Raw genomic sequence first — 10,022 nt, 5'->3', positions numbered from 1 at the left:
GCTTTTGTCCGATGGGTGTGCAACGATTGTTGTGTAGCGACTGCTCAACTGAGGAGCCGGATGCGGGAATTCCGCACGTCCGGATCTGTGGGAACCACGGGTGAGCAATCACCCGTGGTCACCCGGCGGCAATCGCCTAACGGGCCTCGTCCTCCGGCATCCGCGCGCGCAGCACCTCGAACAGGAACCAGACCAACGCCAGGCCCGGCGCGAGCCAGCCACCGCGCAAGAGTTGCCGAAGCAGTAAGAGGACCAGCACCGTAAACGCCAATGCGCGACGGTCGACGCGATCGCTTGCGTTTCCCTGCTGCAGCGCTGGCTCGGTCTCGTTGGCGGCCGTCTCGTGGGGCGAGGCAGCCCGATTCGCGTCGGGCTTGGCGAGCGCGATGCCCTCGAGCGCATCGATCGCCGCTGCAACGCCGTCGCCTTCGCCCTCGGCGAATCGCAGCAGCACGCTTGCCGTCGCGGGCGTCATCAATGCCGCCTCGATCTCGGGAATAGCCGCCAGCTGTTGCTCGAGTCGCGCGAAGAAGGCGGTATCGTGGCGCCGCGAGGGCACCTTGAGGCGCATCCGCCGACCGGTCTGGTGCACCAGGTGGGCGTTGGCGGGCGGTGTCGGGCTGCTGCCCTGGTCTTGTCCTGGAACGCTCGCCGGCTCAGCCATGCGGTGTGCTTCCGAGGTGGAACATCAGCCAGGAATTGAGTGCGAACAGACCGATCAGCGAGAAGCTGACCCAGCCGCCGAGTCGCAGCACGCGCACCCTGGGGCGAAAATAGAGGGCAACCACCACGGCGCCCGTCATCGTCATGGCAGCGAGCACCGAGGTGAGATGGCCCAGTGCGAGATCGGCATAGATCGGTCCGGGCAGGTAGAAGAGGTCATCGACCGCGAGCACCAGGATGTTGAACATGTTGCTGCCGAAGATGTTGCCGACTGCCATGTCGATGGCGCCGATGCGCAGTGCCGACAGGGTGACCACCAGCTCGGGCAACGAGGTGCTCAGCGCGGTGAACAGGGTGCCGGTAAAGGATTCGCCCCACCCCATGACCGCGGCGATATCTTCCGAGACATAAGGCAGCCAGATGCCCGCAGCGATCACGAACCCGGCCGCGATCGCGTACCGGGTACCGATCTCGCGCAGCGAGCGCTCGGCGTAGCGGTCCGGCTCCTCCTCGGTAAACTGCTCGATCTCCTGCTCCTGAAAGCGGTGCAGGCTGCGGATCGCCACGATGTAGACGATGATCAGTAGCGGTGTGATCCAGGAGACCCGGTCCGAGAATCCGGAGAGGCCCGCCTGCCCGGCGATCAGCCCGAGCCCTGCAAGGCCGATCAGCACCAGCCCAAAGCCGCCTGACAGCACATGCTCTCGACGCGCCAAGGCCAGCACCGGTTGATTGCGGGTGAACAGGTCGAGTATCGCGAGGATGGCGAGGTTGTAGACGCAACTGCCGAGCACATCACCGGCGGCGATGTTCGGGAGCAGCGCCACCGCCGAGGCGGTGATGCCAGCGGCCAGCTCGGGTAATGAGGTCACGGTCGCGATGAGCACGAGCCCGACCCAGGTGCCGCCCATGCCGGTCTTGTCGGCGATGGCGTCTCCATACTCGGTGAGCTTGACGCCGGCGATCGCGATCACGACGACGCAAATTGCGAATTGACCCCAGACGAGCACGGCAGTGATCATCGGATGGCTCCGGTCCTCGACAGTCCGAGGGCGACGTTGAAAGGTCGAGCAAATGCCGCCCGAAGGGAGACTGAGAAGCCCTGGCAGCAGGCCCCTTGGCTATCGAAACAGCGGATAGTGCGGACCGGGGTCGTTCTGACAGGGCTTTCAGGTGCGTACCCGAGCGCTGACTTGTGCACCCAGCTGGGGGCGTACGAGCCCGCTCAGTAGAGAGCAAGTGCGGCGTCTACTTGACGCTCCCGAATGAGCTATCGACCGCACCGGCAGGTGGCTTGAGGCCGGCGAGACGGCAGCCCTGGGCAACCGGGCCACCGGGGAAGATCTCGTAGAGGTACTTGAGGCCGCCGCGGCTGTGGAAATGCTCGTCCAGCGCGTCGTGCAAGACGCGGGTGTTGGGATGCGCGTCGCCCTCGAAATAGGCTTGCAACGAGCGGATCACCTCCCAGTGATCGTCGGTCATTGTCAGACCTTCGTCGCTGGCGCTTCGCTCCGCGTCGTCCGCTGTCCAGTCGCTTGGTGCATGGGGGAAGCGGTCATCGTGACTCGCTGCCCCCGGATTCATGATGTCCTGCATCGTCTCTGGCATGGCTGCGTCTCCTCGAGAGTCCGTCGCTTATGGTGGTTGGGTTACTACGCCGTGGAGCGGATTAGGTCAAGCTTGAGGCGCCGAGGCGCCGAGGCCTACTGCGATCATAACGCGAACTGCACTGCCGGGCGGTGCGGCCGACCTGCTGTCCGCGGTCACGACCGGCCTGTTCGCAGCGGCGGCTGCCGCTGGCCGCAGGCGCCGCTGCAGGCTTACCATGGGGCGATCTGAGATTGAGGGTCCAGCACGATGAATCCCGAGACCATTGACCTGCCCGGTGCCAAGGTCAGCCTGTTCGACGATCAAGCGGCCGTGGCCCGCGCGACGGCAGAGACCATCATGGACGCAGCTCGCGCTGCAATCGCTCGAGCAGGGCAATTCCGGTTGTGCCTGGCTGGCGGCACCACGCCGACAGCGGCCTATGAACGGCTTGCTGGCGCGGATGCGGACTGGGGGCGCTGGTGGATCTACTTTGGCGATGAGCGCTGTGTCGCCGCCGATGATCCGGCGCGTAACAGCTTGGCTGCTGAGCGAGCCTGGCTGGGACAGGTGCCGGTGCCGCGGTCGCAGGTGATGGCGATCCCGGCGGAGGCGGGTGCCGAGGCCGGCGCGCGGGCCTACGAATCCACTGTCCGTGCAGCGCTGCCGTTCGATCTGGTGCTGCTTGGGATGGGCGAAGACGGGCATACTGCGAGCCTGTTCCCAGGCCGGAAGGTTCCGGAGGATCGCTTGGTGATGCCGGTTCATGCAGCCCCGAAGCCGCCGCCTGATCGGGTCTCATTGACTCCGGCGGCGCTGACCGATAGTCGGCAGGTGCTGATTCTGGTGACCGGTGGAGGTAAGGCCGATGCGCTAACCGAGTGGAGGAATGGCGCGGCGCTGCCGGTCGCTGAGGTGGCCGCGGCGGCGAGCAGCACGGTTTTTGCTGACAACGCCGCGGTCGGTTCGATCGCTGGCTGAGCGTCAAGCCTAGGTGACGGCCCAGAAACAGCAAATGACGGACGATGCGTGGGCCTGAGCGCTCGACTCAAAGCGCTCGACTCAAAAGGCGGGGCCGGGCTCTTTTCCGATCTTCTTCAGGATCACGGCAAGCGGGCAGAAGCCGGTGAAGGCCGACTGCAAGAGGTTGAGCCCCACGAAACCGGTGAACCAGAGCCATAATGGGCTGACGGTTGCGGCGAGGATCGCCGAGATCAGCACGAAGGCCCCGGCAACAGCGAAAACGATACGTTCGATAGTCATGTGATGCGCCTCAGAACAACAAACTGTTACTGGATGATGCCTAATAGTCTATTGAGTCGCCGCCTGTTTTCGCAAGTCGGCAGCGCGCTGTCTTGCGTCGGCGTCGCTGGCCCGGGCGTCGGCGTACACCTGCAAGCGCAATATTGGCACCTGCTCGGCTGGTGATGGCAGAGCATAAGGTGGAGGCCGACCAGTCCCAGGCATTGGAGGCGTTGCTCGATCCGGCTGCCTATCCGCACCCGGTCGATCGCGTGGAGCGCGTGATCACCCATATCTCGCAGGTCTTTTTGGCCGGTGAGTTCGCTTACAAGGTCAAGCGCGCTGTCTCGCTCGGCTTCGTCGATTTTTCGACCCTGATGCGGCGGCGCTTCTATTGCGAAGAAGAGCTCCGTCTCAACCGCCGGCTCGCAAGGCCTCTCTACCTGGATGTGGTCCCGATCACGCGCTTGGAAGATCGGGTGCAGATCGCGGGCGCCGGGGATGTGATCGACTATGCGGTGCGGATGCGGCGGTTTCCGCAGGAATCTCTGCTTTCGGCACGGAAACTGGACGGCCAGCTGATCGACCGGCTTGCTGAGCGGGTTGCCCAGTTTCATCTCAGCCTGACGCCGGCCCCACCGGATTCGCCCTATGGCGAGCCCGATGCCGTGCTCGCGCCGATGCTCGACAACTTTGGCCCCCTGCGTCGCGCGCTGGTTGGCGACGCGGAGCCACAGGACTTGTTGCTGCAGCTCACGCGCCTGGAGCGCTGGACGCATAACCGGTTTCGCCGGCTGCGCGGGCAGCTCGAGGCGCGACGCCGCGAAGGCGCGATCCGCGAGTGTCATGGCGATATGCACCGCGGGAACATCGTCGTCATCGACGGGGAGCCACTGATCTTCGACTGTATCGAGTTCAATGCGAGCCTGCGTTGGATCGATACCATCAGTGAGATCGCCTTCCTGACGATGGATCTGGCCGAGGCGGGTGAGCAGGCGTTGGCGCGACGCTTCCTGAACCGCTACCTGGAGGTGACTGGGGATCACGGGGGCCTGGCCGTGCTACGGTTCTACCAGGTCTATCGGGCGTTGGTCCGCGCCAAGGTATGTGCGATCCAGCTCAGTCAACAGGCCGAGGCAGGAGGCGATCAGGCGGGTCCGCGCGCTGCGATCGGTCACTATCTCGCGCTTGCCCGCACCTGCAGCGGCCGCCATCGCCCGCAGCTGTTCATCACCCATGGTCTTTCCGGTAGCGGGAAGACCGGCCTTGGGCATCTGCTACGCGAGCATCTTCCGATTATCCAACTGCGCTCGGACATCGAGCGTAAACGCCTGTTCGGTGTGCCCGAGCAGCATCGACCGCAGGCGCATCAAAGCCAGCAGCTCTATTCGGCCCAGGCCACCGAGCGCACCTACCGCCGGCTGCTCGAGCTCGCCGATAACCTGCTCGGCTCGGGCTTCAGCGTGCTGGTCGATGCCACCTTCCTGAGGCGTGACCAACGCGCCCCCTTTCTGGCACTGGCGCAACAGCGGCGGTGCCCTTATCGTATCCTGGTCCCGGAGGCACCGATTGCCGTGCTAAGAGAGCGTGTACGAGCACGTTATGCCGACGGCCAGGATGCCTCCGACGCCGATATCGACGTGCTCGAGCTGCAGTTGGCGCGTGCTGAGCCGCTGACGGCAGAAGAGCGCCGGTTTGCGCTCTTTCTCGATACCGAGCATCCGCTTCAGATCGAGTCAGTGCTGGCACGCATCGTTGGGAAAGAGTGCAATCAGACGCACTCCGAATGATACGCTTCCTTTAACATCCGTCCGCGGTCTGCCAGCATGCAACATCAAGACAGGACGCAGCTCATCTCAGCGATCACCGAGGTCGTCGAAGACCTCTATGGCGCTTCGGGATCGCCACCTGCGGATGGGCAATTGGTGGAAACGACGCGAGAGCATGAGCTCGCAAGGCGACTGAATCCGCTCCTCGATGCGTTCCTGCTCGAGTCGCAGCCTCGCGTCGAGGCCTATGCGACGGTGTTGATCGCCGACATCCGTGGCTTCACGGCGTTGATGGCATCGATACCGCTCGAGAGCATGATCGCGGTGCTGCAGCGCTGGTTCGTCGCGATGACCGAGATCATCGAACGCTTCGGCGGCGTCGTCGACAAGTTCGTCGGTGACGCGGTCATGGCCCTCTTCGGGCTCCCAGAGCCCCGCGGCGATGATTCGGCACGCGCCTTGGCCTGTGCGGTCGAGATGCAGCGTGCGATGCTCGAGCTCAACCGCGCCTATCATGCGCAAGGGATGCCAAGGATCTATGCCGGGATCGCGGTCAACACCGGAGAGCTCGTGGCCGGTAGCTTCGGGGCGCCGACGCACAGCGAGTATACGGTGATCGGCGATGTGGTGAATCTGGCCTCACGGATGGAGTCCTTCGCGATGCGCGGGCAGGTCTTGATCAGTGAGTCGAGCCGGACCGCCGCCGAGGACCTGATCGAGGTCGGCGCGGTGAACGAGGTGCGCTTCAAAGGCATCCCGAACCCGGTTCGGTTGTACGAGCTTCAGGCGGTGCTCGGGCCCGACCGGCTCGAGGTGCCCAGGGTTGAGGTTCGCCGAGCACCGCGCATCCCGGTCAAGATGAACGCCACCTTCCGCCAGATCCATGAGAATCGCATCCGGCCCGGCCAGATTCCGGGGCTCATCAATGATCTCGGCTACTACGGCTTGTCGGCTGATCTGCCGTTGGGTCTGCCGCGCGCCGCCGATGTCGTGATCAACCTGACGCCACAGCAAGGGGGGCCCTCTGTGGGTGATGTCTATGCGCGCGTGCTGCGGAGTGTGCCTCGAGCCGGGCGCTTTCGCACGAGTCTAGAACTGACCTCGATGGAGACGCCGGCGCATCAGCGGCTCAAGGAGCTGATCGACGAGTCCCTCTGGCGGCACTGATACCGCCACTGCTGTGCCGTCTCTGTCGCCGAGGTGGGTCGGCACCGAGCGAGGCTCACCCGCTCTGTTCGGGATTGATCTGCTCGCGGTCGATATAGAGCTCGACCCGGCGATTCTGTCGGCGGCCGCTCGCGGTTGCATTGCTCGCAATCGGGTTGGCGGCGCCAATTCCCTCGGCGCGCAGTCGTTCAGGGTCGATCCCTCGGTCGATCAGGGCCTCGCGAACCGCATCCGCGCGTTGCTGCGAGAGTTGTCGGTTGAGCTCGGCGCTGCCTGTGCTGTCGGTGTGGCCTTCGATCAGGATCGGGCGATCTGGGTGCTGCGCGAGCACTGCGGCGACCTGGTCCAGCATCGCTGAGGCGTTAGCCGGGATCACGGCGCTTCCAACCGGAAACTCCAGGCCCTCGCCAGCGAGATTAACCAAGAGTCCACGCTCGGTGACGCGCGCATCAAACGTGGCGAACCGGTCATAGAAGGCATGGACCCGGTCCGCGGCTTCGTCGGCGGCCTGCGCTCGTGTCTGGCGCACCCGCGCCCGCGCATCCTCCAGGGCCTGCTGCGTCGTTTCCATCTCAGCCCGCATCGCCGCGAGCGCCTGCTCGGCCTGGGCGACGCGCGTCTCATACTCGGCAGATTGGCTGCGGAGTGCGTCATGACGTGCCTGAAGCCTCTGCTCGAGCGATTGGATCGACTGTTCGGCCTGAGCGAGCTGCGCCTTGAGCGCCGCCTGCTCGTCTTCGAATGCGGCAGCCTGCTTGGCGTTGGCGCTCTCGACCGCCTGCAGCTTGTCGGTCAGGCGCTGGATGCGGGCGTTCGCCTCGGCCAGATCCTCCTGCCGTCCCGTTCGACGCTGCTCGAGCTTCGCGAGGGCTGACGCATGCTCGTCCTCGAGGGCCTGGATACGGGCCTCGTTGTCGGCCAGAAGCGCCTCGCGTTCTGCAGCCTGCGCTGCCTTCGCCTCCGCTCGCTCCTGCTCGAGCGCGTCCCGCTCGGCGCTCAGTTGCTGTTGCACCGTCTGAACACGCCCCTCAGCGTCGGATAGCTTGGTTTCCAGTGCTTGGCGGTCGGCTTCGAACTCTGCGCGCAGCTCCGCCCGCGCTGCGGCGACCCGTGCCTCGACATCGCTCGCGGCATCTTGCGGCTGCTCTTCTCGTGCGCGCTTGAGCTGATCACGCTCCGCATGCGCCGCTTCGAGCTGTTCGGTGAGCTCGGCACGTTCCTGGGCCTGGGTCTGCTTGAGTGAGGCCGTGGTCTCGGCATGGCCGGCCTTGGCCGATGCGAGCGCCTCACGGTGTGCTGTCTGCAGGGCGTCGATCTCGTCCGCGTGGGTCTGCTTCAGCGATCTGAGCTGCGCCTTGGCAGCGCTTAACGCCTGCTTCGCGGCCCCGAGCTCGTCGGTGGCCGAGTCGAGAGCCTGGTCGAGCGCGCGCAGTGCCTGTTGCTCATCGCTGATCGCTTGGCTTAGCTGGTCACTGTGAAAGTTGTACAGGAGGTAGACACCGATCAATGCGGCCAACGCGAGCCAGAAGAGGGGCTTCCAGACAGTCTGGGACGAATCGGACAACGCGTCATCCTCCGGAATCTGTCGCGCTCAGGAGCAGGCGCGATCTTGTTCGTTTGGCTTGCGCCGGGTCGGGCGCCTAACGATCGCCCCTGCGCCGGCGAACGTCTTGTGTCATGAAAGAGGACCATGCGCCGCAGCAGGCTGGCTTGATCACGCGAGCCATTATGCCGATTTCTGGCCGGCTCAGCAGCGCTCGGCCGTGACGGGCCTCACATCCGGTACCGGCTCGCGCCGGGATCGCGGGCTGGGGCAGGACCGGGCGAATACCCCAGAACGCCGCGAGTACTCGAGAATGCCGGCGCTGGATTGCGCCGGGCTCGCGGGCTGAGGTTATCGTGAATCACGTGAGATTCCTCGTCCGGGTGCACCGTGCCATGAACGTTAGGCAGGCTGTGAGGTCGCTGCACGAGGGGCAGGCGTTGCGCCGATGACCTGGGGTCAGCGCGCCAAGCGTGCCAGCCGGCGCTGGTAGCGGCGCATCACGGCAAGGTGGACAGCGGCCTGGGTCACGACATAGAGATACCAGGGAAGCGCCGGTGCATAGTCGTGGATCGCGGTCATCGTATAACGCCCGTCGAGCAGGGTCTGGAACTCGAAGCGGGCGCGTCCGGCGCCGCTGCGGGCAAGCCGACCGGCGGCGATCTCGTAGACCTGGCGCTCGGGGCTGCTCTCGTCGGCCATGTGCCTCAAGACCAGCATGCGTATCGGCGGTAGCCGCGACCAGACCTCCACGTCGCCGTTCGCGTTGACCGCGCTGCGCACCAGCGGCCAGCAACACTCGCCGAGCCAACGGAAGTAATTGCCGGCGAGCCAGGCGGCGTCTTGGCCCGGCGGCAGCAGCGCGCGCTGTATCGAGCGCACCAGCGATTGCTCGCGCATGACCTCGCGGTCCTGTTCCTTGAGGCGTTGTCGCGGGCTGGGTCTGAGGCGCCCGGTGGCGGGATCGATGCTGGCCTCCAACGCGGCGCGAAAGCCGAGCGCGCCGGGTGCGATCGCCCGTTGCACCGGATTGTCGCGCATCAGCGTGTCCTGCGGCAGGCTTTCGACGATGGCGCCGACCATCGCCGGCGGCGCGCCGCTCACAACCTGGGCCGTCAGCGAGGCCGCCGTTATCGGCAGCGCAGGCACCTTGATGAAGCGGCGTCTCAGTCCTAGCACCTCGGCGGTCTGTCGGAGCATCGCCTCGTAGCTCAGGGTCTCGGCGCCGCCGATATCGAACGCCCCTGAGAATGCCTCGGGTCGGCCAAGGCAGAGCAGGATGGCGCGCACGAGATCCGCGAGCGCGATTGGACGGGTCGACGAGGCGGCTGCTGGCGGAAGCAGCAGCACTGGCAGCCGCTGAACCAGGTCGAGCAGCAGGCTAGGGCCGGTGCCGCCGGGGCCGAGGACCAGACTGGCGCGCAGCGCGGTGACCGGCGTCCCGCGGGAGCCGAGGACCATCTCGACCTCGCGTCGGCTCCAGAGCAGCGGCGAGAAGCGGAAGCTCTCGGGCATGACGCCGCTGACGAAGACGATCTGCTTGAGAGCGTTCGCGGCGGCGGCATGGGCGAAGTTGTCGGCTAGCACCAGGTCCATGTCGCGCGGCCGGGCCTGAGTGAGCCGGGACGATGGGGCCAATGAATGCACCAGATAGACCGCGTAATCGATGTCGGCGAGCGCTGTCGTCAACGCGGGCGCAGAGAAGAGGTCGCAGTGGCGCCAATCGACGTGGCCGGCCGGGTCTGGTGTGCGCGCCCGCGCTGGCGAACGCGTCAGCGCGATGACCTCGAAGTGCTCGGCGAGCAGCGGGCAGAGGGCGGTTCCGATAAAACCGCTGGCGCCAGCGACGGCGACGCGCGGCCGGTTGCGTTTGGATGGGCTCATCGGTCAGGTTGGTCAGGTACAGAACGGGTTGAACGAAATCGAAATCGGGTGAGGGCACTGTCAGGAGCGCACGGCTCGCCGAGGGTTGGCGACGGGCGGGCAGGGCGGTGCGAATTCTACAGCCGGATCGCAATCCGGACCGATGCGTCAGGAGGACCCCAGCGGTT

The 10,022-nt window shown here is 65.6% G+C and carries 9 protein-coding genes; 3 read left to right on the top strand and 6 right to left on the bottom strand.

The window, feature by feature from the left end:
- Nucleotides 1–136 precede the first annotated feature (136 nt).
- The 3 genes from CKO40_RS07940 to CKO40_RS07930 all read right to left on the bottom strand — a co-directional run bounded on the left by CKO40_RS07940 (nucleotide 137) and on the right by CKO40_RS07930 (nucleotide 2,271).
- Entirely contained in the window at nucleotides 137–664 is a 528-nt protein-coding gene (locus CKO40_RS07940; RefSeq protein ID WP_200345666.1) for a hypothetical protein, read from the bottom strand.
- Entirely contained in the window at nucleotides 657–1,685 is a 1,029-nt protein-coding gene (locus CKO40_RS07935) for a sodium:calcium antiporter (protein ID WP_207173485.1), read from the bottom strand. Before CKO40_RS07935 ends, CKO40_RS07940 begins: the two co-directional genes overlap by 8 nt.
- A gap of 226 nt (nucleotides 1,686–1,911) precedes the next feature.
- Entirely contained in the window at nucleotides 1,912–2,271 is a 360-nt protein-coding gene (locus CKO40_RS07930) for a TusE/DsrC/DsvC family sulfur relay protein (protein ID WP_200345665.1), read from the bottom strand.
- 249 nt (nucleotides 2,272–2,520) lie between these two features.
- On the opposite strand from CKO40_RS07930, the gene pgl reads away from it, so the two are divergent.
- Nucleotides 2,521–3,231: a 6-phosphogluconolactonase gene (pgl, locus tag CKO40_RS07925; protein WP_200345664.1), complete on the top strand. Its 711-nt coding sequence runs from the start codon at nucleotides 2,521–2,523 to the stop codon at nucleotides 3,229–3,231.
- 81 nt (nucleotides 3,232–3,312) lie between these two features.
- On the opposite strand, the gene CKO40_RS07920 is transcribed toward pgl, so the two are convergent.
- Entirely contained in the window at nucleotides 3,313–3,513 is a 201-nt protein-coding gene (locus tag CKO40_RS07920; protein ID WP_200345663.1) for a YgaP family membrane protein, read from the bottom strand.
- A gap of 164 nt (nucleotides 3,514–3,677) precedes the next feature.
- On the opposite strand from CKO40_RS07920, the gene CKO40_RS07915 reads away from it, so the two are divergent.
- Both CKO40_RS07915 and CKO40_RS07910 read left to right on the top strand, forming a co-directional pair.
- The gene (locus tag CKO40_RS07915; RefSeq protein ID WP_200345662.1) at nucleotides 3,678–5,282 is read left to right on the top strand and encodes a bifunctional aminoglycoside phosphotransferase/ATP-binding protein; all 1,605 of its coding nucleotides are present in this window, start codon (nucleotides 3,678–3,680) and stop codon (nucleotides 5,280–5,282) included.
- 36 nt (nucleotides 5,283–5,318) lie between these two features.
- Nucleotides 5,319–6,428: an adenylate/guanylate cyclase domain-containing protein gene (locus CKO40_RS07910; protein ID WP_200345661.1), complete on the top strand. Its 1,110-nt coding sequence runs from the start codon at nucleotides 5,319–5,321 to the stop codon at nucleotides 6,426–6,428.
- A 55-nt stretch (nucleotides 6,429–6,483) separates the two neighbouring features.
- Here CKO40_RS07910 and CKO40_RS07905 read toward each other — a convergent pair whose 3' ends face one another.
- Together CKO40_RS07905 and CKO40_RS07900 are read right to left on the bottom strand one after the other, a co-directional pair.
- Entirely contained in the window at nucleotides 6,484–7,992 is a 1,509-nt protein-coding gene (locus CKO40_RS07905; protein WP_200345660.1) for an OmpA family protein, read from the bottom strand.
- Between the two features lie 438 nt (nucleotides 7,993–8,430).
- A complete protein-coding gene (locus CKO40_RS07900; protein WP_200345659.1) occupies nucleotides 8,431–9,855 on the bottom strand; it encodes an NAD(P)H-binding protein in 1,425 nt (474 codons plus the stop codon).
- Nucleotides 9,856–10,022 lie beyond the last annotated feature (167 nt).

The sequence above is a fragment of the Halochromatium glycolicum genome (assembly GCF_016584085.1).
Lineage (GTDB): Bacteria > Pseudomonadota > Gammaproteobacteria > Chromatiales > Chromatiaceae > Lamprobacter > Lamprobacter glycolicus.
The sequence above is the reverse complement of the archived record's forward strand: the minus strand, read 5'-3'. Positions and strand labels throughout refer to the sequence as shown.

Excerpts from the sequence above, each read along its gene's own strand:
- CKO40_RS07910 (WP_200345661.1), top strand. The coding sequence starts at position 5,319 with ATGCAACATCAAGACAGGACGCAGCTCATCTCAGCGATCACCGAGGTC.
- CKO40_RS07935 (WP_207173485.1), bottom strand. The coding sequence starts at position 1,685 with ATGATCACTGCCGTGCTCGTCTGGGGTCAATTCGCAATTTGCGTCGTC.
- CKO40_RS07920 (WP_200345663.1), bottom strand. The coding sequence starts at position 3,513 with ATGACTATCGAACGTATCGTTTTCGCTGTTGCCGGGGCCTTCGTGCTG.
- CKO40_RS07940 (WP_200345666.1), bottom strand. The coding sequence starts at position 664 with ATGGCTGAGCCGGCGAGCGTTCCAGGACAAGACCAGGGCAGCAGCCCG.
- CKO40_RS07900 (WP_200345659.1), bottom strand. The coding sequence starts at position 9,855 with ATGAGCCCATCCAAACGCAACCGGCCGCGCGTCGCCGTCGCTGGCGCC.
- pgl (WP_200345664.1), top strand. The coding sequence starts at position 2,521 with ATGAATCCCGAGACCATTGACCTGCCCGGTGCCAAGGTCAGCCTGTTC.
- CKO40_RS07930 (WP_200345665.1), bottom strand. The coding sequence starts at position 2,271 with ATGCCAGAGACGATGCAGGACATCATGAATCCGGGGGCAGCGAGTCAC.
- CKO40_RS07915 (WP_200345662.1), top strand. The coding sequence starts at position 3,678 with ATGGCAGAGCATAAGGTGGAGGCCGACCAGTCCCAGGCATTGGAGGCG.